Genomic DNA, 23,616 nt, shown 5'->3' on the forward strand with positions numbered 1-23,616 from the left:
TCTTATAATTGCAACTCGTTTGCGAGACGAGTAAGTTGCCCACGGCTACTTCCGTCAATCACAAAGTCTTCAGTACGAATAATAACACCAGCAATAAGTGCGTTATCCACGTTGCAATTTAATTTCACTTTGCGAGCTAATCTTTTTTCCATTGCAGCTGCAATTTTTTCGATTTGTGTTGCATTCAATGGTTGCGCAGACGTTATTTCAACTTCTGCAATAGCTTGGTGCTCTTCTACGTGATGTTTAAATTCTTCAAACACCGCAGGAATAGCACTCAAACGCTTATTTTCAGCCATTAACCGAATAAGATTTTGCCCATATTGATCCAATTGTTCGCCACAAATAGAAATTACTGTATCAGCTAATTTCTGTGCAGAAAGAGAACTACTTAAGTAAGCTTTTACCGTTTCATCTTCAGCTACGGCTGCAGTAAAACCTAACATTTCAGTCCATTTTTCGACCGCACTTTGTTCAATGGCAAAGTCGAATGCAGCTTTTGCATAAGGGCGAGCTATTGTAGTTAATTCTGACATAAGCTAAGCCTCTTATAACTCTGCAACTAATTTATCAATAATGTCATTGTTTGCCGCTTCATCAATAGAACGACCCACAATTTTCTCAGCACCAGCCACTGCCAATGAAGCCACTTTAAGACGTAATTCTTCTTGAACTCGTTTACGTTCTGCTTCTACTTCTGCATAACCTTGAGCAATAATTTTTGCTTTTAGTTCTTCGGCTTCTGCCTTCACTTCGTCTAATACTTCATTGCGACGTTTATTCGCAGCATCTAAAATTTCTTGAGCTTGTACTTTTGCAGCTGAAAGTTCTTGTTCAACAAGATTTTTCGTATCTGCTTGCTCTTTTTTAGCTGCTTCAGCTGACGCTAAAGCGTTCGCAATTTGGCTTTGACGTGTTTCAATCGCATTAATAATTGGTGGCCAAACAAACTTCACACAGAACCATACAAAAATAATAAAGGCGATGGTTTGACCAATTAATGTTGCATTAATATTCACAACATACCTCCTTCGTTAATTAGGAAATTTGTTGTTTATTAACCTAATAATGCAGCAAATGGATTTGCGAATGCGAAATATAAACCGATACCTACAGCGATCATCGCAATCGCATCAAGAAGACCTGCAACAATAAACATCTTAGTAAGTAGTGAATTAGCTAATTCAGGCTGACGAGCGGCAGACTCAAGGTATTTACCGCCAAGAAGACCAAAGCCAATCGCAGTACCTAACGCAGCAAAAGCAAGCATAATCGCAGAAGCAATGATTGTTGCACTAATTACAGTTTCCATAAATTTTCTCCGTTGTTGAGAGTTGAGTTGTTAAATAAAAAATAAAAATTAATGTTCCGCTTTATTATATGCAATACTCAGGTAAACCACAGTAAGCATCATAAAGACGAAGGCTTGTAATGCGATAACCAAAATATGGAAAATCGCCCACACCAACTGCAATGGCACACCCAGTGCAGCCACAAACGCATTGGCTGAATACATCACGGCAATCAAAATAAAGATCAGCTCACCAGCATACATATTTCCGAATAAACGAAGTGCTAATGAAACAGGCTTTGAGATCAACGTCACGGATTCAAGAAGAAGATTAACAGGGATAAATGCCCAATGATTAAAAGGGTGTAAAGTGTATTCTTTTGCGAGACCTTTAATACCCTTAGATTTAATCGTATAAAAAAGGATTAATACAAATACTGAAATCGACATTGCAAATGTCATATTCATATCCGTAGTCGGCACGGCTCGTACAGGAATATGATGATCGCCTGTAATAATAGCAAACAACTGGGGAATATAATCCACAGGTACCAAATCAATAGTATTCATAATCATCACCCATACGAAAATAGTTAAAGCCAACGGCGCTATCACATCTCGTTTACCGTGATAATTTTCTTTTACCACACCATCAATCCATTCTACAGCCATTTCAACAGCACATTGTAGTTTACTCGGCACACCTGTTGTTGCTTTTTTAGCCACCTTGCGAAAAATAGCTAAGAAAAGGAAACCGCACAACACAGAGAAGAAAAACGTATCAAGATTAAACGTCCAAAAACCTTCACCTGTTGTAAGATAAGTTAAATGGTGTTGGATATATTCAATTGAAGTTTGTCCAGACATAATCGATCCTTTGTTCTGAAGAAGAATAACCCAAAGTTAAATTTTATTGAGAATAAGTGGAATAACATTATTCAGCACTAACGCCAATAAAAAACCAACAAAAAACGCAATAAAATTGATAACTAATAACCATTTGATGGCAATAATGATAAAAACCATCGTTAAAATAAACTTTATTGCTTCAGCACGATAAAGTGCGGTCAGTTTTGTTGAAAAATTTTGTTTTCTGTAAAAAATGATAAATATGAATGTACAAAAAGGCAAAAAGGCACTTAAAAAACCGTAGCCAAAATCTACCGCACTTTGGCGTTGCCATCCATAAATAAGCAAATAAAAAACTACAAGCAAAAGACTCTCAATAACAATAGCTTTTCTGTAGTTTTTTTTAGCGTGAGATAAAATGCGCGACATCACTTTTACAAAATAATTTTAGCTCGCCGATTATACCTTTGCTGGATTTAGATTCAACTTAAAAACACATAAAAAGTGTTATATAAATCACACTTTTAGAAAATAATTTATCTATTTGTTACTTTTTAACGCAAAACGATTAAATGTCGTTCACCTATAAGTTCTGGAACATGTAATTCAATCACTTCTTGAATAGTGTATTTTTCATTCAATTCATTAATTTCATCTTCCTGATAAGTACCTTTTAATGCATAAAAATGACCGTTTTCTTTGGGTAAATGATGGCACCAGTCAGTCATATCTTTTAACGAAGCAAAAGCGCGACTTAATACGCCATCAAATTTATCTTCAGGTTGATATTCTTCTACTCGACTCAAAACAGGAGTTACATTAGTGAGCCCAAGCTCACGTACTGCATTTCGAATAAAACTAATACGTTTGCCTAAACTATCAAGGAGAACAAATTTTTTGGAAGGATTAATAATTGCTAAAGGTAAACCTGGCAAGCCGGGGCCTGTGCCGACATCGATGAAACGATCGCCTTGTAAATAAGGGCTTACAACAAGACTATCTAAGATATGTTTGACTAACATTTCTTGTGGATCACGAACTGACGTCAAATTATAAGCTTTATTCCATTTATTGAGTAAATTGACCAGATCAATCAGCTGCTGAATTTGTTGATCACTTATTTTTATATTTGCTTGCGTAAGTAAACTAGCTAATTTGGCTTTCATATTTATTATCTCTTTAGAAAATTGCGCTATTTTAAAGTGCGGTAAAAATCTTTAGTGTTTTTTTACTTATAATAAGATTCCGTCTTAATTTATTTCTAACCACTCTATTAACGCCAATATTATTGTTTAATAAAGAAAAAAGGACAGACACAATGTCTGCCCTTATAGGTAATATTTATTTACCATTCAAAGTTTACACCAGCGTTATAAGTTACACCGCCACCTTGAGTAAATGCAACCCCTGCTTTAGTCGCAATGTTTTGGTTATAACGATAACCAGTACCAATCGCTACTGCAGTTTGAGATTTATAACCACCTACAGCTGCTGTAAAGTTTGCTTTACCCACAGTATATGGTTGGAATAAACCTGTTAAAGCAGCTTGAGCAGCAAGACCACGTTTAAGATCTTTATCAAGTTTATTTACTCTATTATCTAAATGATCAAGACGTTTTGTATGAGCATTAACATCGGTACGTAAGTTCTCAATAAGTCCAGCCTGAGTAGTAACAACTGAATTATCCGCTTTTAATGCAAATTTTCCATCGGTTTCAGATTTTGAGTAAACGTTATCCTTGTCAGCTTTATTTGCTAACTCAGCTTTATCTGCTTTCTTAGCAATCTCTGCTTTATTTGCATTCACATCAGTTTGATTTGCTTTTTTAGCAATTTCTGCTTTATTTGCATTTACATCTGTTTGATTTGCTTTTTTAGCAATTTCTGCTTTATTTGCATCTACATCTGTTTGATTTGCTTTTTTAGCAATTTCTGCTTTATTTGCATTTACATCTGTTTGATTTGCTTTTTTAGCAATCTCTGCTTTATTTGCATCAATGCCAGCTTTATGCTCATCTAGAGTCGCATTAGCGGCTAATAATTGATTGTTAAAATCTTCATTAATAGTATCTTGAGCACTATTTAACTCTTTTACATTTTCACTTAACGTATCTACCGCGGTAGCAGCTTTTTCCATATCTGATTGTAAAGCTTCAACATCTGCTTTATCTGCTTTATTGCTAACAATGTTTTCTACTTCAGTTAAAGAGTCGTAACCTTTAAGATTTTTAATCTTTTCAATTTCAGCTTTGTGCTCATCTAGAGTCGCATTAGCGGCTAATAATTGATTGTTAAAATCTTCATTAATAGTATCTTGAGCACTATTTAACTCTTTTACATTTTCACTTAACGTATCTACCGCGGTAGCGGCTTTTTCCATATCTGATTGTAAAGCTTCAACATCTGCTTTATCTGCTTTAGTTTCTAATGCAGCTTTATTGGCATCAATGTCTGCTTTGTGCTCATCTAGAGTCGCATTAGCGGCTAATAATTGATTGTTAAAATCTTCATTAATAGTATCTTGAGCACTATTTAACTCTTTTACATTTTCACTTAACGTATCTACCGCGGTAGCGGCTTTTTCCATATCTGATTGTAAAGCTTCAACATCTGCTTTATCTGCTTTAGTTTCTAATGCAGCTTTATTGGCATCAATGTCTGCTTTGTGCTCATCTAGAGTCGCATTAGCGGCTAATAATTGATTGTTAAAATCTTCATTAATAGTATCTTGAGCACTATTTAACTCTTTTACATTTTCACTTAACGTATCTACCGCGGTAGCGGCTTTTTCCATATCTGATTGTAAAGCTTCAACATCTGCTTTATCTGCTTTTTTAGCTAAAGCTTCCTTATTTTCATTAATCCCTTTGTTGGCTTCTTCTAAGGCACCTAACAAACCAGGATTTTCACTATCACCTTGTAAGCTTTTAGCTAAATCTGAAACATCCTTTTTAATTTTATTAACATCTTCTTTATTTGCTTTTAAAGCTAACGCTTCTTTATTTTCATTAATCCCTTTATTGGCTTCTTCTAAGGCACCTAACAAACCAGGATTTTCACTATCACCTTGTAAGCTTTTAGCTAAATCTGAAACATCCTTTTTAATTTTATTAACATCTTCTTTATTTGCTTTTAAAGCTAACGCTTCTTTATTTTCATTAATCCCTTTGTTAGCTTCTTCTAAGGCACCTAACAAACCAGGATTTTCACTATCACCTTGTAAGCTTTTAGCTAAAGCTGAAACATCTGTTTTAATTTTACTAATATTTTCATCATTTTTATTAATAGCATTTGCAATATCGTCAAATGAGGTTTTTCCAGATATTTTGCCACCCTCAGCTACAGAATAAGTAGAAATAACACTACCCACAAATAATGCTATTGCAGTGCGTTTTAAAAGTTCATATTTCATAAAAACAGTCCTTTTTCATTAAATTATTTAGAATAAATTTGTAGAAATAACAACAAATAATATGTAAAAACATATTGATTCATTATTGAGAATATAGAAAAGGAGGTTTAAGGAAGTGCTAAATAAAGACGACTACTGATGGCTCAACGATACGACGAAACCTCCCCCTCATCACCAGCAGAGTTATACACCCACGTAAAATAAAATACAATTGAAAAACATGAAAAATGTGATCTCTATCACATATTTATTTATCGGGTTGATAATAAAAAGTGCGGTGAATATTCACCGCACTTTGTAACATGATAATATTTAGTTATCTTCAACTTTAGCCACCGTGCCTTTTACAGTGAGGCAAATTTCGGTTGAAATTAAATGTGCAAGAATAGAGGATAATGCCTCTAATTTTTCAAGGTTACCTTGGCCGTTATCATCAAAATAACCTTGCTCTTTCAAATTCGCAATGAACATGGAAAAGACAGCTTTATCAAAAAACTCTGGGGCATTAATACCGTGAAGTACAGATAATCGTTGTGCGACAAGTTGACTTTCTTTTTCAAGTTCTGCACGTGAAATATCTGGTTGTTTTTGCAAAATTGTCACTGTGATGTAATAACGTTGCAAGATTTCACGCATTCCTGCAGACCAAAGTTGTAAAATACGTACTTTCGATTTATTGATAGATAAGAAATTATCATTAGAGTTAATCACCTGTTGGCGCGCAAATTCATCAATAATTTGGTGAATTTGAGTTTTTAACTCTTCTTCACTAAAGTGCAAGAATAACTCGCCTTTTAAGAACGGATAAATCTTGCCGACAGCTTCGACTAATAAATCTTTTTGAATCGCCTCATAATGCAAAATGATGCTTGCAACTAAAGATGGTAATACAAATAAGTGTTGTATGTTATTGCGGTAGTAAGTCATCAACACAGCTGATGCGCGTTCCAAACGCACAATTTCCCCAAAGTTATCTTTTTCGACTAACACGCCAACACGATCAAGCGTCAATACATGATTTAACATCATTTCAGGTGTAGCCGTTGGCAATACAACATCTGCAGAATAAGGCACGTTTTGTAGTAATTGTTGGTAACTCGCCAGTTGTTCTAAAAGTTGCTCACGAGAAAGTGCACGCTGACGAGAAGACAGTAATGCCGTCCCAACTAAATTCATTGCATTCACTGCGGCAGCTTTATTAATGTTCACCATCACTTGTTTTGATACAGAATCAACAGCTGGAGCAAACCATTGTGGTTTTTCTTCGTGGTTTTGCTCTTTCCAATCAGGGAAATGTTGACTCAAATAGTTTGAAAGTGTAATTGGCTCACCAAAATTCACAAAACCTTGACCGAGATTGCGTAATTTTTTAATTACTCGAAGAACCAAACCTGCATTTTCTTTTTCTTTCGCCGCACCACGCAATTCTTTTGCGTAAGTATCCACTTCCAATACATGTTCATATCCAACATACACTGGAACAACAGAAATTGGACGAGTTTGATTATGTTGCAACGCTTGAAGTGTCATCGACATCATGCCTGTTTTTGGCGCAAGTAAACGACCAGTACGCGAACGACCACCCTCAATAAAATATTCTACCGAATAACCACGGTGGAATAACTCTGATAGATATTCGCGGAAAATGGCGGAATATAATCTGTTTCCTTTAAAAGTGCGGCGAATAAAAAATGCCCCCCAACTGCGGAACATTCTACCCACAGGCCAGAAGTTTAAATTAATTCCTGCTGCAATATGCGGTGGAACAAGTCCTTGATGATAAAGCACATAAGAAAGCAATAAATAGTCGATATGACTACGGTGGCAAGGCACATAAACAATCTCATGACCTTCGAGTGCTAATTTACGTACGCGATCTGCATTTTGCACATCAATACCAGAATAAAGTTTATTCCAAAGCCAACGTAAAAAACGATCAGCGGCTCGCAAACTTGAATGACTTACATCAGCAGCAATTTCATCCAAAATCTTATGTGCTTCTTTTTGCGCTTTTTCAATACTGATATTTTTCGATTTTGCTTCATCTTCAATCACACGTTGAATCGCTTCTGATTGCAATAATTTATTAAACATAGCTTGGCGATTCGGTAAACGCGGACCCGTAGCAGAAATACGCTGTTTGGCAAAATGCATTTTTGCAACTCGAGCCAGCTTTTGCGCAATTTTTTCATCAGAGCCATGCTCATTCACCATATAACGTAATGAAACGGCTTGAGAAAAACGCACAAAAGTATCACGTCCAAACCAAATAGCAGCAAAAGTTTTTTGCATGCCATTTAACAAACGCAAGTTAGGTAAACCTGATTTATCTTCATGCCCAGGAGAACGCCCCCAAAGGACAGAAACCGGAATAAGTTGCACATCTAAACTCTCAGAAGTGCGGTGTAATTCGAGGTATTTATTGAAAATCGTGGTGGTTTCATCTTTCGCACCTTTCGATTTAAAAATGCGTCGTCCCTCATCTAAATACACATAACGAGGCAACTTCACACCATCAATTTCATTTTTCTCATCAGGATCAGGCAAACCTAGTGCCAAACAATTTCGACGGAAAATAACGAAATCGGTTTGAGAGGTATAAGGCAAAACATAAACAACAGGTTGGTGAATATTGAGGGAAAGCTCTTCTATCGGATTGGCTGGAATTGGATTATTTTTCACTAATACTGACAGAGGCAAGCTCAATAATTGACGATACATATTTACAAAATTTGCCATGATAAATTTTCTCTTTGTTGTAAATTTGAAATATTTTAACACATCCGATCTCAACCGCTTTAAAAAATTTAGTAGCAGAATGTGACCTAATACACAGATTTAAAAAATAACTATTGCAACTTCACTCAATCTGTATACAATACCAGTTATCTGTATTTAAAAACAGGAGTGTATATGAGACCATTAACAGCACGCCAACAAGAAGTGTTGGATTTATTAAAACGTCATTTAGAAACAACAGGCATGCCACCAACACGAGCCGAAATCTCTCGAGAATTGGGCTTTAAATCCCCCAATGCTGCAGAAGAACATTTAAAAGCACTTTCACGCAAAGGTGCCATTGAAATTATTCCAGGCGCATCTCGCGGTATCCGAATTTTAGACAATAGCGCAAATGAAGAATTTGATGGTTTACCACTCGTAGGGCGCGTAGCGGCTGGAGAGCCTATTCTTGCAGAACAGCATATCGAAGCAACTTATCGCGTAGATGCCGATATGTTTAAACCACAAGCCGATTTCTTACTAAAAGTTTATGGCCAATCCATGAAAGACATTGGTATCTTAGATGGTGATTTATTAGCTGTACATAGCACCAAGGATGTACGTAATGGACAAATTGTCGTTGCCCGTATTGAAGATGAAGTGACGGTAAAACGCCTTGAGAAAAAAGGTTCTATCATTTATCTACACGCAGAAAATGAAGAATTTGATCCAATCGTAGTAAATCTTGAAGAACAAGAAAACTTTGAGATTGAAGGCATTGCAGTAGGGATCATTCGCAATAATGCTTGGATGTAATCTGAGTAAATTAGCGAATCAAGTGCGGTAAAAATTTCCTGTGTTTTACCGCACTTTTCTTAGTTTAAAATTCTGAATTTGCCATTCTTTTTACCGCTCTCTATAATGCAATCAATCTTGAATTTAAATAAAGGATGGAAAAATGCAGTTTTCCAAAATGCACGGATTAGGCAACGATTTTGTTGTGGTTGATGGTGTTACTCAAAATGTTTTTTTTACGTCAGAAACCATTCAACGCTTAGCTGATCGCCACCGTGGAATTGGTTTTGATCAGCTTTTGCTTGTTGAGCCACCTTATGATCCTGAACTCGATTTTCATTATCGTATTTTCAATGCCGATGGAAGTGAAGTTTCGCAATGCGGAAATGGTGCCCGCTGTTTTGCTCGTTTTGTGACATTAAAAGGATTGACTAACAAAAAAGACATCGCGGTTAGCACGCAAAAAGGTAATATGGTTCTAACGGTAAAAGACGATAACCAAATTCGTGTGAATATGGGCGAACCTATTTGGGAGCCAGCAAAAATTCCATTTACCGCAAATAAATTCGAGAAAAATTATATCCTACGTACAGACGTTCAAACCGTCTTATGTGGTGCCGTTTCAATGGGCAATCCTCATTGTGTTGTACAAGTAGATGATATTCAAACTGCAAATGTTGAACAACTTGGTCCTTTGCTAGAAAGTCACGAGCGTTTTCCTGAGCGTGTCAATGCTGGTTTTATGCAAATCATCAATAAAGAGCATATTAAACTTAGAGTTTATGAACGTGGTGCTGGAGAAACGCAAGCCTGTGGAAGTGGAGCTTGTGCAGCTGTTGCAGTTGGAATTATGCAAGGTTTATTGAACAATCGAGTTCAAGTCGATTTGCCAGGCGGTTCATTAATTATTGAATGGGATGGCGTTGGTCATCCACTTTATATGACTGGCGAAGCGACCCATGTATATGATGGTTTTATAACCCTATAATCTTCTTATCCCCATCTAATTCTTAAGATGGGGATTTTATTTTCAGCTAGCGCAAACGTTTTCGTTTCTAAAAATATCCTTTATAATACCCCTCGATTTTCATTTCTATCCTCATAAAGGACCCCCTTATGTTTCAAACTTTTCGTGGCTCCCCCGCCCTTTCTGAATTCCGTATTCAAGGCTTAATACAAAAATTCCAACAAAATCAATTACCAGTAAAATCGGTTTACGCGGAATATTTGCATTTTGTGGAATTAAATCAACCGCTTGTTAGCGAGCAGGAAGCAAAATTAAAAGCGTTGTTACATTACGGCCCAACCTTGGTAGAGCACGATACCAAAGGTGAAACCTTTATCGTGATCCCACGCGTTGGCACGATTTCTTCTTGGTCTTCTAAAGCGACGGATATTGCACATAACTGCGGTTTAAATGAAGTAGAGCGTATTGAGCGTGGTTTGGCGTATTATTTTGAATTAAGCCAACCGCTTGATGAAAAAACGACAGAAAAATTAACCGCACTTTTACATGACCGAATGATGGAAACTGTGGTGCGTAATCCGCAAGATGCGGAGATTTTATTCCGTCATCAAGATCCGAAACCGTTCAAAACTGTGGATATTTTAAAAGGTGGACGCGAAGCCTTAGTGACAGCCAACGTAGAATTAGGTTTAGCACTGGCAGAAGATGAAATTGATTATTTGGTGGAAAACTTCACCCAATTAGGGCGCAATCCGCACGATATTGAACTTTATATGTTCGCGCAAGCCAACTCTGAGCACTGCCGTCATAAAATCTTTAATGCAGATTGGATTATCGACGGCAAAAAACAGGATAAATCCCTGTTTAAGATGATTAAAAATACCTTTGAGAAAACCCCTGATTTCGTGCTTTCAGCCTATAAAGATAATGCCGCGGTAATGGAAGGCTCAAAAGTCGGCCGTTTCTTTGCGGATCAAGATGGGCAATATCGCTATCACAATGAAGATGCACATATCTTAATGAAAGTGGAAACCCACAACCATCCAACCGCGATTTCTCCATTCCCAGGGGCGGCAACAGGTTCAGGCGGTGAGATTCGTGATGAGGGTGCAACGGGTCGTGGTGCAAAACCAAAAGCAGGTTTAACTGGTTTCTCCGTATCAAACCTCGTGATTCCTAACTTTGAACAACCTTGGGAAAATCCACTTTCTAAACCAAACCGTATTGCTTCAGCCTTAGATATTATGATTGAAGGTCCATTAGGTGGCGCAGCATTTAACAATGAATTTGGTCGTCCTGCATTATTAGGTTATTTCCGTACCTATGAAGAGAAAGTCAATAGCTTCAATGGTGAAGAAGTGCGTGGTTATCACAAACCGATTATGTTAGCGGGTGGTATCGGTAATATTCGTGGCGAACACGTTCAAAAAGGTGAAATCCCCGTTGGTGCGAAATTGATCGTATTAGGCGGCCCAGCTATGAATATCGGTTTAGGCGGTGGTGCCGCTTCTTCGATGGACAGCGGTAAATCGAAAGAAGATTTAGATTTTGCTTCCGTTCAACGTGAAAACCCAGAAATGGAACGCCGCTGCCAAGAGGTGATTGACCGCTGCTGGCAATTAGGCGAAGAAAATCCAATTCTCTTTATCCACGATGTGGGCGCAGGTGGTTTATCCAACGCGATGCCCGAATTGGTGCACGATGGCGAACGTGGCGGTAAATTTGACTTACGTTCCATCCTTTGTGATGAAAATGGCATGTCACCATTGGAAATTTGGTGTAACGAATCGCAAGAACGTTATGTCTTAGCGGTTGCGCCAGAAAAACTCGAATTATTTACCGCACTTTGTGAACGTGAGCGTGCGCCGTTTGCAGTCATTGGTGAGGCAACGGAAGAGAAACATTTAACCTTACACGATAGCCATTTCGACAATAATCCAATTGATTTGCCAATGAGTGTGTTATTAGGTAAAACCCCGAAAATGACCCGTGAGGTTTCGTCAAAAACTGTCGAAAATCAACCGCTTGCAACAGAAAATATTCAATTAAAAGAAGCCTTCCATCGCGTATTACGTTTACCAGTGGTGGCAGAAAAAACTTTCTTAATTACCATTGGTGACCGTTCGGTAACGGGTATGGTGGCGCGCGATCAAATGGTCGGTCCATGGCAAATTCCGGTGTCTGATGTAGCTGTCACAACAGCCTCATTAGATAGCTATCACGGTGAAGCCATGGCAATGGGCGAACGTGCACCAGTGGCATTATTAGACTTTGGTGCTTCTGCACGTTTAGCGGTGGCTGAATCCATTACCAACATTGCGGGCACCAACATTGGCGATATTAAACGCATCAAACTTTCTGCAAACTGGATGTCTGCAGCGGGTCATGGTGGTGAAGACGCTGGCTTATATGAAGCGGTAAAAGCAGTCGGTGAAGAACTTTGCCCTGCATTAGGTATCACCATTCCAGTAGGTAAAGACTCCATGTCGATGAAAACCACTTGGGATGAAGATGGTGAGAAAAAATCCGTTACCGCTCCGCTTTCTTTAGTGATTTCATCTTTTGCGTGCGTGGAAGATGTCCGCAAAACTGTGACACCTCAATTACGCACAGACAAAGGCGCAAGCCGTTTATTGTTGATTGATTTAGGCGAAAGAAAAAATCGCTTAGGCGCGACCACACTTGCGCAAGTGTATAAACAATTAGGTGATAAACCAGCCGATGTAGTGAATGTTACTAAACTAAAAAACTTCTTCGATGCAATGCAAGCATTAGTGGCAGAGCGTAAATTATTGGCTTACCACGACCGTTCCGACGGTGGTTTAATCATCACCCTTGCAGAAATGGCATTTGCGGGTAACTGTGGTGTGGATGTGGATATTTCTGCGCTAGGTGACAATGATTTAGCCGTGTTATTCAATGAAGAATTAGGTGCGGTAATCCAAGTGTCAGAACGCGAATTAAGCGCCGTACATGAGGTATTAAAAGCCCATGACTTGCTTGGTTTAACTTATGAACTCGGTTCTGTAAGTAAAGAAGATCGTTTTGAAATCACGCGCGGTAGCAAAAAACTATTAAGTGAAAAACGCTCTGAATTACGCGGTATTTGGGCAGAACTCACTCACCAAATGCAACGCTTACGTGATAACCCTGAATGTGCCGACCAAGAATTTGAAGCGAAAAAAGCCACAGACAATAAAGGTTTATCTACTCACTTAACTTATGATGTGAATGAAGATATTGCTGCGCCTTACATCAGCAAAGGCGTGAAACTAAAAGTGGCAGTATTACGTGAACAAGGTGTAAACAGCCACGTTGAAATGGCAGCCGCTTTTGATCGAGCAGGCTTTGCGGCGATTGATGTTCACATGAGTGATTTAATGGCAGGCCGTTACAACTTAAACGACTTCAATGCGATGGTTGCCTGTGGTGGCTTCTCTTACGGTGACGTATTAGGCGCTGGTGGTGGCTGGGCGAAATCCATTTTATTTAACCCACAATTACGCGATCAATTCAGCCAATTCTTCGCCAATGAAAATACCCTTTCATTAGGTGTATGTAATGGCTGTCAATTTATCTCCACCCTTGCGGAAATTATCCCAGGTGCAGAAAACTGGCCACGTTTTGTGCGTAATAAATCAGAACGCTTTGAAGCGCGTGCTGCGATGGTGAAAATCAACGACACCAACTCATTATGGTTTAAAGGCATGGCGGGTTCACATATGCCGATTGCGGTTTCTCATGGTGAGGGTCGCGTAGAATTCAAAACACCTGAGAATTTGACCGCACTTCAAGCACAAAACTTGATTGTGGCGCAATATATCGACAGCCATTTAAACGTGACTGAAACTTATCCAGCCAACCCGAATGGTTCGGCATTAGGGATTACTGCTATTTCTAACGTCGATGGTCGTATTGCTGCGATGATGCCACACCCAGAGCGAGTATTCCGTGCTGTGAGTAACTCATGGTATCCAGAAGATTGGTCTGAAGATGGTGCTTGGATGCGAATTTTCAGAAATGCGAGAGTGAATTTCAAATAATGTGAGATTGCTCACAGTAAATTAATACAAAATAAGAGATACCGGCCAGTCAGTATCTCTTTTTTATACTGAACAATTCTTGGATATTTTGTCCGTAATATCAATTGAACTATATGAGGAGTTCTTAATGAGTAGTTTAGTTACATTGCTAGCTAATATTGTTGCGCCATTGCAACGTCAATTTATTAACTTTATCCGCATTGCTATTTGTGTAGTGATGGTCTGGATTGGTGGCTTAAAAGTTTGCCAATATGAGGCAGATGGTATCGCACATTTTGTGTCAAATAGCCCTTTTTTAAGCTTCCTTTATAAAAATGGAGCGAACATGGTAGAAAATGATAAGGGTGTTTAAGTAAAAGAATATACCTTATATAAAAACCCTGAAGGCAAAATGGTCGCAAAAAACATTGAATGGCATAAAGCAAATGGCACCTATACGGCTTCTTATATTATTGGCGCGATGATCGTGACCATTGGTATTTTAGTATTAGCGGGAATTTGGTCGCCAACACTCGGTTTATTTGGAGGCTTGCTCACCTTTGGTATGTCGATAGTCACGCTATCATTCCTCATATTTACGCCAGAAACCTGGGTGCCGAATTTAGGCGGGGACTTCCCAACACCTAATTATGGCTTCCCATATCTCTCAGGTGCTGGCCGACTCGTGATTAAAGATATTATTATGATGGCAGGCGGTTTAGTTGCTGCAGCAGAATGTGCAAAACGCTATTTAAATAATAAAAAACAATTTGCTTAATTGCCTTATTTTAAAAGGCTTGCTGAGATAAATGGCAAGCCTTTTTTGTTATTAAAATATAAGAGCTTAATAACAAAGAAGGGATTAATAACATTCAAAAGCTAATTGTAGCGATGAGATTCCTTCTCGAGCATGAACTAATATGGTAAGAAACGAGGTATTCTGTTGATAGATTGGAAATGTTGCTTAGATGAGAATTTTTAAAATGTGAAGGTGAGCCAAGAGTGAAATGGTATTATTTTATTAGTTTTTTCTTATGAATTGTTTTTAAAATTATTAGACGTTAGATTCTAAGTAGATTAAACTGTATCCTAGTTGAGTTATGGGTGAGCAAAGACAAGTTTTATGCGTAGTTTCTTATTAGAGTATGAAAAAAGGGAAAAAGCTTCTGAAAATACTGAGATTGATATCCACATCAATCTGTGGGGTGTAAATGCTCAAAAATCTGAAAATGCTCCAACGATGATTTTTGATTTTGGTCTTATGATCGAGGATATTAAAAATATTAGTGAGATTATACTGTATTGCCCGTTTCATATAGATAAAGTTGAAGATTTGGGAGGTAAGTTATCTCAAAAACCAGATCTTATTGAAGCTATCTTTAATGAGGATTGTGAGGTTTTATCTAAAATTCATCCTAATAGAACCAAAATTACTAAAAGAGGTGATAACTTTAAATCTATTAGTGATAAGGGTAAGGCATTCATATTATATAAATTAGACGAGTCATTAATTAATTTTTCTGATCAGCATGAATATGGAAAATTAAAAATTAATGTTAAACATATTTTATCTGGGAATGAAGAGCTTTTTTCTGAATTAAGTGAAGTTAAAACTTATTACTTTAGAGTAAGAGTATATCCAAAAATTAATGACCCTATTTATATATTAAAGCGAGAAAATGAAGATGCAAACATACTACAAAATCTATCATTAAGAATAACTGAAATTATAGATTTTAGAATTAATGATTTTAGAGCTATAACAGATAATATGAAAGAAGAGGTTTTTAGATTAAATACCTTTAATATAAGTAGCATTCATTATTTAATAATGAGAGACTCGACTGATGAATTTATTTCTGGTTCTGATAGCTATAAGAGTCGGCTTTTAGAAAGAGAAGTTTGGAAGGATTATATAGCTTTAGATAACAATGATGTAATTGCATATCATTTTAAAGAAATTTCAGAAAAAAAAGGTGTAAATTATATATCTTCTTTTACGAACCTTTCAAGATTTAAATATCCTTTGAATATTAAGAGAAGACTTGCTCCTTATATTTTGGCTATTATGACAATTTCAGTGGCTGCTAATATAGTTTATGGTTTTTTAGGTTGGGTTTGTAGTTTTTTATCTAAAGTTAAGTTCGGAGGCTAACTATGAATTATCAAATAATTAGATATTCAGATATAAATCCGGAAGGTTTAAAAAAAGTATTTAAATCCTTGTCATTAGAATATTTAGAAGGCACTTCCATTATTCATGGAAAATCTCAGGTTGAGTTTTTTTTGAGAGAGTTGGCATACCCTAATATTGATATTTGGTATCAAAAAATTATTGCAGAAATAAATAATGATCCCCAAAGTAGAGAAATGTTTATTTGTTTATCTAATGAGGAAAATTTATTATCTATATCAGGTCTAATGATATTGAAAAACTCATGTGATGAGAAAAAAATTTGCACATTGAGAGTGAAAGAAAATTATCAAAAAAGAGGCATTGGCTCCGAACTCATTCAGAAAGCATTCGATTTTTTGGAAACAGACAAACCATTGATTACAGTTCCAGAAGAATCTGTAGAGGCCTTTTCAAAAATTTTTAATAAATATGGTTTTGAAAAGAAAGATGAAATCCCAGATTTATATCGGAAAAACAAAATTGAACATATTTATAATGGTTTTTTTAAATGAAGGTTTTGATGTCAATTAAACCCAAGTATGCTAATAAAATATTTACAGGTGAAAAACTGTATGAATTAAGAAGGAAGATTTTTCAGAAAAAAGTAAGCTCTATAGTAGTTTACTCATCTAGTCCAATAATGATGGTTATAGGAGAGATTGAGGTAGAGGATATTATAGCAGGAACTCCAGTAAGTATTTTTCAACAATTTGAAGATAAAATTTGTATTTCTAGGGATGATTATTTTAGTTATTTTAATAATACTAATATAGCTTATGCCATAAAAATAGGGAGAGTTAATAAATACCATGAACCTAAAAAATTAAGTGATTTTGGTATAAAGAGAGCACCTCAATCATATATTTATCTTCCGTTTGTAGAAAATAGCTCCTAATATATTTTTTCCAAAATCGACATTGATTTTTTAGTAAAAAAAGCGGTCAAAAATCACAACGAATTTTGACCGCTCTTTTTATTACTTTACTTACGTATTATTTTTGTTTTTTCAAAAACTCAACCCAGTATCTGGGAAATCGGTGAATACGCCAGTTGCACCTGATTTATTCAATAACGCATCGTACATTTGATTTACGTCAGTGAAGAACTGATAAAATACTTTTACGCACGTTGTATGGGTGCAATTACACTTTGTATTGTTCGAGCTCTTCACTTGGTTATTTACTTCATTGAAGTTAGTTATATATCAGTAAAATGTTTCCTTATAAATCAAAAACATTTTTATCGCGCAGGATATGATCGTTTCCTTTGCGACGTAAGAAACCAGTACGATCAAAATATTCCATGAGTTGAACCGTCAGTTTTCGCCCAAAATTTAATCGATCTCGAATTTCATTTACTGATGCTTTCCCTTCTTTTTCTGCGATTTGCTTAATAAGGCGAGCATAGGCATAAATGTTTTCAGTTAAGAAAAATCTATCTTTTACGATGGGTGTGAGATACCCTAGTTTGCCTGCTTTATACATAAAGTTACGCATTTTGGATTCATCCATAGCCAAGGCATTTGCCATATCACGCACCCAAATTGCTTGTCCTTGAGCTTTTTCAAATTCATCGAGTACACTTGCCCAATATTTTTGTTCTTCTTGGCTAAATTGGATTTTATGTTCGGGTAAGTGAAGCCAACCTCGAGTTTGCTGTAATCTTCCCTCTTCTAACATTTCATCAATAAAATGATTGATCAAGTTTTCTGGCTGATTTAAAGCAGCCATTCGGTAGAGACGTGCTTTGCTTACACCAAGTTGATCATTATGTTGCTCGTGATAGGTATTAAGTGCGGTTAAAATTAGTTGTATTTTTTCTTTTTTGTAGTCTGTATTAAAGCACCAATCTTGATAGCGAACAGCGCTACGTTCGGTAAGTGCATCATCTAGTTGTTTGTTTGTGAGTTGTTCTATCCACATCAGTTTATGAGCTGATATTGCATTATGTTGAAGGATGAATGCAATTCGTTGGGCTGCATTTTCAGCAAGCGCTAAATTTGCCAAGAAGCTTAATCGCCCCTCTGTTCGTTTATGGCGTTTGGGTGAATCAATTTCTAATACGCGCGCACCTGCAATTAACGATTTAGCATCACCACTGCGTAAAATAAGTTTGTCTCCGAAAGCCAAGAATAAAGGTGAATCTAATATGATTTCAGCCAAAGTGCGGTCATTTTTTGCGGCATTTTTTCCCTGTAGTAGGGTGAGCTTACCCGTAGTGCGACTCGCACCGTGATAAATATGCACAGGTTGGCTTTCATTTAATGGTACTTCAGCCAAAATTTGTACACTGATGCGATCTGTTGGTGAGAGAGGTTCATCCTGCAATAACCAATCGCCTCGTTTCATTGGCGTGCGGTCTAAATCAGCATTTAAATTTAACGCTAAACGTTGTCCTGCAATACCTTGTTCGCTTGATGTATTTTGTGCGTGAATTGCTTTTACACGAACTTTCTGTCCTGTGGAAAGGTAAATTTCATCGTTGACTTTCACTGTTCCTGAAAAGGCTGTGCCTGTCACGACGGTACCCGCCCCTTTTACGCTGAATACTCGGTCTATTGCGTAGCGGAAAGGTTTCTGAGTATCAGCTAATTCAGGTAGATTAGCTAAGTAATGACGTAATTCACTGATGCCTTGTCCTGTTTCTGCTGAGGTAACGAAGTAGTTTGCGTCGCGTAAAAAACTATAATCTTGTTTAATTACTTGGATTAACGATTCAATTTGCTCTGAATTTGTACGATCTGCTTTTGTGATGACAACAATAATTTCGCGGAATTGAAGTTGGCGTAATATTGCTAAATGTTCTTTCGTTTGAGCCGCAATACCTTCATCCGCAGCGACAATTAACATTGCATAATGCACACCACCTAATCCCGCTAGCATATTTGATAAGAATTTTTCGTGCCCCGGCACATCAATAAAGCCAAGCACTTTGTTTTCTAACGGCAGATAGGCATACCCCAAATCAATGGTCATACCGCGTTTTTTTTCTTCTGGTAAATGCGCGGTACTTGTGCCAGTTAATGCTTTTAATAATGCTGTTTTGCCGTGATCAACGTGACCTGAAGTAACAATAATCATAGTTCATCCAATGTATTTAATAATGTTTCAATATCCGCAAGGCTACGTAAGTCTAGCCAAATTTTTCCGTTTTCCATTCGCCCAATAATAGGTTGAGAAAGTTGTTTAAAACGAGCTGAAAGTGCGGAAAGTTTTGCGTTTGTTTTTTCTGCAATAGTGACAGCCACAGAAGGGATTCTTTCCATCGGTTGTGATCCGCTACCGATTTGTGCTTGGCTATCTTCAATTTGAAGCTCAAATTGCGAATTTAAGCGAGATTCCAACCGCTCTTTTAGACGCATAGCATTTATTTTGAGTTGTTCTAATGGCTGCGTGAGTAAGCGCAAAGTTGGTAATTTTTCAGTTAATTTTTCAGGATTTAAATATAAACGCAATGTGGCTTCTAAGCCGGCTAAAATGACTTTATCACAACGTAATACACGCTTGAGTGGATGGGCTTGTAATTGTTCGATCCATTCTTTTTTACCTACAATAATGCCAGCTTGCACACCACCAAGCAATTTATCGCCAGAGAAAGAGACCAAATCCATACCTTGTGCGACTTTTTCTTGCACGGTTGGTTCTTTTGGTAAGCCATATTGGCTTAAATCAACTAATGCACCACTGCCTAAATCAGTTACTACGGATACATTCATTTCTCGGCCTAGTTCTGCGAGCTCTTCTTCTGAAACTGAAGAGGTAAAACCACAAATTTGATAATTGCTGCTATGCACTTTCATTAAAAAAGCCGTATTTTCAGTGATAGCATTACGATAATCTTTCGGGTGAGTACGATTAGTGGTACCCACTTCCACTAAATGGCATCCAGCTTGTTTCATAATATCTGGAACACGAAATGCACCGCCGATTTCAATTAATTCGCCACGAGAAATAATTACTTCTTTACCTTGAGCAAAGGTTGCCAGCATTAACAATACTGCAGCGGCGTTGTTATTCACTATACAGGCTGCTTCAGCACCGGTGAGTTTGCATAATAATTCGCTGATGTAATTATCGCGATGACTACGCTTACCTTCATCTAAATCATATTCAAGCGAAACATTTTTTTGCATCGCAGAAAGGGCTGCCTGTTGTGCTGCTTCAGACCAAAGCGCTCGTCCAAGATTTGTGTGTAACACCGTGCCAGTCAGATTATGCACCGCTTTAATTTGTACTTGGTTTTGTTTTTGTAGGCGAGAATGAATTTCTACAAAAGTGCGGTCAAAATTAGAAAAATATTCAGGAAGTTGATTATTTTTTTGAATAAATTGACGAGCTTGTGTTAATAATTCTCGACATGTTTCCACGACTGCAGAGTGGCCAAATTCAGTAATGAGTTGTAATCCTTGAGAGGTTTTGAGAATCTTATCAACGGAAGGAAGTTGTTGAAAAAGTGCGGTCATTTTTGAATCCGTTTAAAATAACGTTGAATTGCTGATTAATTTACGCTAAAGTAACCTCAATTTCAACCACGGAAGGTCGTCATCTCCGGTGAGGTGGCAGGACTTCAAATCCTGTTGGGGACGCCAGCGTTCCCGGGTGGGTTCAACTCCCATGACCTTCCGCCAATCTATATAAATCCGCATAGATTCACTTAAATATCTCATCTTACAAGTAGGTAGCCCCATGTTTTCCGGAGAAACATTTCAACAACATACGCCAATGATGCAACAATATCTAAAACTCAAAGCAGAGAATCCAGATATTTTGTTGTTTTATCGCATGGGGGATTTTTACGAGTTGTTTTATGACGACGCGAAAAAGGCAGCGGCATTGTTGGATATTTCTTTGACGAAACGAGGTCAATCAGCAGGGCAACCAATTCCAATGGCAGGAGTGCCCTATCATGCGGTGGAAGGTTATTTAGCAAAATTGGTTCAGTTGGGTGAACCTGTGGCGATTTGCGAACAGATTGGTGATCCTGCCACAAGCAAAGGGCCTGTAGAGCGTCAAATTGTGCGAATTGTTACACCTGGTACGGTAAGTGATGAAGCACTTTTGCCAGAGCGCCAAGACAATCTGATTGCTGCGGTATATCAAGAAAAAGAAAAATTTGGATTAGCCACTTTAGATATGACTTCTGGCCGTTTTCAGCTTTGTGAACCTGCAGATAAAGAAACATTACGCGCTGAATTGCAACGTATTGCACCTGTGGAATTGCTGTATTGTGAAGAATTTAATGAAATGGCTGCGATTGAACATTGCAAGGGATTACGCCGTCGCCCGATTTGGGAATTTGAACTTAGCACTGCCATTACGTTACTGAATCGCCAATTTGGCACAAAAGATTTACGCGCCTTTGGTGTGGAAAAATCACCTCTAGGCTTAAGTGCGGCAGGTTGTTTATTGCAATATGCAAAAGAAACCCAACGCACTGCATTACCCCATATTCAAAGCATTAGCTTAATTCAAAATCAAGACTGTATTCAGTTAGATGCAGCAACGCGCAGAAATCTTGAATTGACGCAAAATCTTGCGGGTGGCACAGAAAATACGTTAGCGTCTGTATTGGATAAATGCGTCACGCCAATGGGCAGCCGCTTATTGAAACGTTGGATTCACCAGCCTGTTCGTGATGTGGAAAAATTAAAACAACGCCAACAAGCGATTGCGGAAATTCTGAACTTTGATTTGGTCGATGAACTCCAACCTTATTTGCAATTAGTTGGCGATATGGAGCGTATTTTAGCACGTGTGGCACTGCGTTCAGCGCGTCCACGTGATCTCACCCGCTTGCGCACGGCATTAGAACAAATTCCTGCATTACGCACGATTGTTCAACAAAAAACACCGCCATTTTTAACCGCACTTTTCAGCCAAATTTCCGATTTCAGCGAGCAATGCGATTTATTGCAACGTGCATTGATTGAAACGCCGCCGCTTTTAATTCGGGATGGTGGCGTGATTGCTGAAGGTTACCATGCGGAGTTAGACGAATGGCGTATGCTGTCTGATGGTGCAAAGCAATATTTGGAAAATTTAGAAAAACGTGAGCGCGAAAGCACGGGCATTGATACGCTAAAAATTGGTTTTAATGCAGTGCATGGTTATTACATTCAAATTAGCCAAGGCCAAGCACATAAAGCCCCGATTCATTATGTTCGCCGCCAAACCCTGAAAAATGCAGAACGTTACATTATTCCTGAACTCAAAGAATATGAAGACAAAGTGCTGAAATCAAAAGGCGCAGCGTTAGCATTAGAAAAGCAACTTTACGATGAATTGTTTGATTTATTATTACCGCACTTAGGTTCACTGCAACTGGCGAGCCTCGCACTTTCTGAATTGGATGTATTGGTCAATCTTGCCGAGCGGGCAGATACGCTTAATTACGTGATGCCAAGATTCTGTGATGAAGTGAGTGTGAAAATTGAAAATGGTCGCCATCCTGTTGTGGAACAAGTATTGAAAGATCCTTTCATCGCCAACCCAGTGGAGCTCAATCACCATCGTCATTTATTGGTTATCACTGGGCCAAATATGGGCGGTAAAAGTACTTATATGCGCCAAACTGCATTAATTACATTGCTGGCGTATATCGGCAGCTTTGTGCCAGCAGACAGTGCTCGAATTGGGCCGATTGATCGTATTTTTACTCGAATTGGTGCGTCTGATGATTTAGCCTCAGGGCGTTCAACCTTTATGGTGGAAATGACTGAAATGGCAAATATTCTTCATCAAGCTACTGTTCAAAGCCTCGTGCTTATTGATGAAATCGGTCGCGGCACATCCACTTATGATGGCTTATCCTTAGCTTGGGCTTGTGCAGAATGGTTAGCAAAAAAAATCCGCTCGCTTACATTGTTTGCCACCCATTATTTTGAATTAACCGCATTGCCAGAACAGATAGCAGGCATCGCCAACATTCATTTAGATGCTCTTGAGCATAACAACACCATCGCCTTTATGCATGCCGTACAAGATGGTGCAGCAAGTAAAAGTTATGGTTTGGCAGTGGCTGCTTTGGCTGGTGTGCCACAATCCGTTATTAAACTGGCAAAACAGAAATTGACACAATTAGAAAAAACCTCAGGTCATTCAGCCGATCAACAAATTCAGGCATTGCGTGAAGCCAATCACACTCAAGGTGAGTTATTGTTTGAGCAAGAAACGGATGCACTAAGAGAGACAATCGAAAAACTTGATCCTGATGATTTAAGCCCTAAACAAGCATTGGCGTATTTGTATCAGTTAAAGAAAATGGTAAGTTAAGATATAGAGAAGAATGGCCACATTTCGTAAAGCAAAATGTGGCCATTTGTTATGTTATAAATAAATAATAGGATAACTAATCCAGTTTTGCGGATTTGGTTGTAAGTCAAAA

17 protein-coding genes, 1 tRNA gene and 2 pseudogenes are annotated in these 23,616 nt (G+C 37.9%); 9 read left to right on the forward strand and 11 right to left on the reverse strand.

Annotated features, from left to right (window positions below; all coding sequences use genetic code 11):
• Positions 1 to 2: 2 nt before the first annotated feature.
• The 8 genes from atpH to plsB form a co-directional block, all read right to left on the reverse strand.
• Positions 3 to 536 carry a F0F1 ATP synthase subunit delta gene (gene atpH, locus LIX50_RS08245; RefSeq protein WP_048953130.1) on the reverse strand — a complete coding sequence of 178 codons (534 nt, stop codon included), beginning with the start codon at positions 534 to 536 and terminating at the stop codon, positions 3 to 5.
• A gap of 12 nt (positions 537 to 548) precedes the next feature.
• Positions 549 to 1,019 (reverse strand): F0F1 ATP synthase subunit B, encoded by a 471-nt coding sequence (gene atpF, locus LIX50_RS08250; RefSeq protein ID WP_046949257.1) that lies wholly within the window; start codon positions 1,017 to 1,019, stop codon positions 549 to 551.
• A gap of 38 nt (positions 1,020 to 1,057) precedes the next feature.
• Positions 1,058 to 1,312 carry a F0F1 ATP synthase subunit C gene (atpE, locus tag LIX50_RS08255; RefSeq protein WP_005632219.1) on the reverse strand — a complete coding sequence of 85 codons (255 nt, stop codon included), beginning with the start codon at positions 1,310 to 1,312 and terminating at the stop codon, positions 1,058 to 1,060.
• A gap of 48 nt (positions 1,313 to 1,360) precedes the next feature.
• Positions 1,361 to 2,158: a F0F1 ATP synthase subunit A gene (gene atpB / locus LIX50_RS08260; protein ID WP_046943039.1), complete on the reverse strand. Its 798-nt coding sequence runs from the start codon at positions 2,156 to 2,158 to the stop codon at positions 1,361 to 1,363.
• Positions 2,159 to 2,194: 36 nt separating this feature from the next.
• Positions 2,195 to 2,569: an ATP synthase subunit I gene (locus tag LIX50_RS08265; protein ID WP_048953129.1), complete on the reverse strand. Its 375-nt coding sequence runs from the start codon at positions 2,567 to 2,569 to the stop codon at positions 2,195 to 2,197.
• Between the two features lie 125 nt (positions 2,570 to 2,694).
• A complete protein-coding gene (rsmG, locus tag LIX50_RS08270) occupies positions 2,695 to 3,306 on the reverse strand; it encodes a 16S rRNA (guanine(527)-N(7))-methyltransferase RsmG (RefSeq protein ID WP_048953128.1) in 612 nt (203 codons plus the stop codon).
• Positions 3,307 to 3,485: 179 nt separating this feature from the next.
• Complete coding sequence (locus LIX50_RS08275; RefSeq protein ID WP_226385934.1) at positions 3,486 to 5,552, reverse strand: YadA-like family protein; 2,067 nt, start codon at positions 5,550 to 5,552, stop codon at positions 3,486 to 3,488.
• 312 nt (positions 5,553 to 5,864) lie between these two features.
• A complete protein-coding gene (gene plsB / locus LIX50_RS08280) occupies positions 5,865 to 8,291 on the reverse strand; it encodes a glycerol-3-phosphate 1-O-acyltransferase PlsB (RefSeq protein WP_048953379.1) in 2,427 nt (808 codons plus the stop codon).
• A 174-nt stretch (positions 8,292 to 8,465) separates the two neighbouring features.
• Here plsB and lexA point away from each other — a divergent pair, with 174 nt between their 5' ends.
• From lexA to LIX50_RS08315, 7 genes and pseudogenes are all read left to right on the forward strand, one after another.
• The gene (lexA, locus tag LIX50_RS08285) at positions 8,466 to 9,089 is read left to right on the forward strand and encodes a transcriptional repressor LexA (RefSeq protein WP_005632942.1); all 624 of its coding nucleotides are present in this window, start codon (positions 8,466 to 8,468) and stop codon (positions 9,087 to 9,089) included.
• A 142-nt stretch (positions 9,090 to 9,231) separates the two neighbouring features.
• Positions 9,232 to 10,056 carry a diaminopimelate epimerase gene (gene dapF, locus LIX50_RS08290; protein WP_048953376.1) on the forward strand — a complete coding sequence of 275 codons (825 nt, stop codon included), beginning with the start codon at positions 9,232 to 9,234 and terminating at the stop codon, positions 10,054 to 10,056.
• Positions 10,057 to 10,184: 128 nt separating this feature from the next.
• Positions 10,185 to 14,078 carry a phosphoribosylformylglycinamidine synthase gene (gene purL / locus LIX50_RS08295; RefSeq protein ID WP_048953374.1) on the forward strand — a complete coding sequence of 1,298 codons (3,894 nt, stop codon included), beginning with the start codon at positions 10,185 to 10,187 and terminating at the stop codon, positions 14,076 to 14,078.
• Positions 14,079 to 14,205: 127 nt separating this feature from the next.
• A pseudogene (locus tag LIX50_RS08300) lies at positions 14,206 to 14,835 on the forward strand (YkgB family protein).
• A 345-nt stretch (positions 14,836 to 15,180) separates the two neighbouring features.
• Entirely contained in the window at positions 15,181 to 16,212 is a 1,032-nt protein-coding gene (locus LIX50_RS08305; RefSeq protein WP_048953372.1) for a hypothetical protein, read from the forward strand.
• A gap of 2 nt (positions 16,213 to 16,214) precedes the next feature.
• A complete protein-coding gene (locus LIX50_RS08310; RefSeq protein WP_048953371.1) occupies positions 16,215 to 16,745 on the forward strand; it encodes a GNAT family N-acetyltransferase in 531 nt (176 codons plus the stop codon).
• A gap of 8 nt (positions 16,746 to 16,753) precedes the next feature.
• On the forward strand, positions 16,754 to 17,128 hold the full coding sequence (locus LIX50_RS08315; RefSeq protein ID WP_204371008.1) for a hypothetical protein: 375 nt from the start codon (positions 16,754 to 16,756) through the stop codon (positions 17,126 to 17,128).
• A gap of 111 nt (positions 17,129 to 17,239) precedes the next feature.
• Here the strand turns inward: LIX50_RS08315 and LIX50_RS08320 are convergent.
• The 3 genes and pseudogenes from LIX50_RS08320 to selA form a co-directional block, all read right to left on the reverse strand.
• Positions 17,240 to 17,375: pseudogene (locus tag LIX50_RS08320) on the reverse strand (glycerophosphodiester phosphodiesterase); the annotation flags it as partial.
• Between the two features lie 78 nt (positions 17,376 to 17,453).
• Positions 17,454 to 19,313 carry a selenocysteine-specific translation elongation factor gene (selB, locus tag LIX50_RS08325; RefSeq protein WP_048953367.1) on the reverse strand — a complete coding sequence of 620 codons (1,860 nt, stop codon included), beginning with the start codon at positions 19,311 to 19,313 and terminating at the stop codon, positions 17,454 to 17,456.
• Positions 19,310 to 20,695 (reverse strand): L-seryl-tRNA(Sec) selenium transferase, encoded by a 1,386-nt coding sequence (selA, locus tag LIX50_RS08330; RefSeq protein ID WP_048953366.1) that lies wholly within the window; start codon positions 20,693 to 20,695, stop codon positions 19,310 to 19,312. The genes selB and selA overlap by 4 nt, the downstream gene beginning before the upstream one ends.
• Before the next feature lie 70 nt (positions 20,696 to 20,765).
• On the opposite strand from selA, the gene LIX50_RS08335 reads away from it, so the two are divergent.
• Together LIX50_RS08335 and mutS are read left to right on the forward strand one after the other, a co-directional pair.
• Positions 20,766 to 20,860 (forward strand) — tRNA-Sec (locus LIX50_RS08335).
• Positions 20,861 to 20,918: 58 nt separating this feature from the next.
• Positions 20,919 to 23,504 carry a DNA mismatch repair protein MutS gene (gene mutS, locus LIX50_RS08340; RefSeq protein WP_048953365.1) on the forward strand — a complete coding sequence of 862 codons (2,586 nt, stop codon included), beginning with the start codon at positions 20,919 to 20,921 and terminating at the stop codon, positions 23,502 to 23,504.
• Positions 23,505 to 23,616: the final 112 nt, after the last annotated feature.

This window comes from Haemophilus sp. Marseille-P9675, assembly GCF_916862695.1.
Lineage (GTDB): Bacteria > Pseudomonadota > Gammaproteobacteria > Enterobacterales > Pasteurellaceae > Haemophilus > Haemophilus haemolyticus_K.